The organism is Sulfitobacter sp. HI0027, assembly GCF_001634775.1.
GTDB lineage: Bacteria > Pseudomonadota > Alphaproteobacteria > Rhodobacterales > Rhodobacteraceae > Sulfitobacter.
In genome coordinates this window covers 1-255 of record NZ_LWER01000312.1, presented here as the reverse complement: position 1 = coordinate 255, position 255 = coordinate 1, and the positions used below count along the sequence as shown (strand labels likewise).

General features: G+C 53.3%; 1 protein-coding gene. It reads left to right on the top strand.

Going from position 1 to position 255, the window contains the following annotated elements; translation table 11 throughout:
* Positions 1-26: 26 nt before the first annotated feature.
* Positions 27-255: hypothetical protein (locus A3722_RS24900; protein WP_236627447.1), on the top strand; the 229-nt coding region annotated here is incomplete at its 3' end.

Genomic DNA, 255 nt, shown 5'->3' with positions numbered 1-255 from the left:
TCCAATATGCCCCATGGAGACAGCATATGATCAACTTGAGCAATCACCTGCTAATCAAGTCCATCAAGCTGTCAGACCTCCACCGAGCCACGACGGATACTGTTGAACGAGCGCGAGTTCGATACGACAAAGAGGGGACCAAGACAGTCCGATACGCGAAGTTCCGGGCGCAAGAGGTCCGTGACGCGGTATTTGCAGGAACCGATCCAACTCGGATCGTTCAAGAGCTGTTCGATCTCGCGCAAGGAGTGAAGA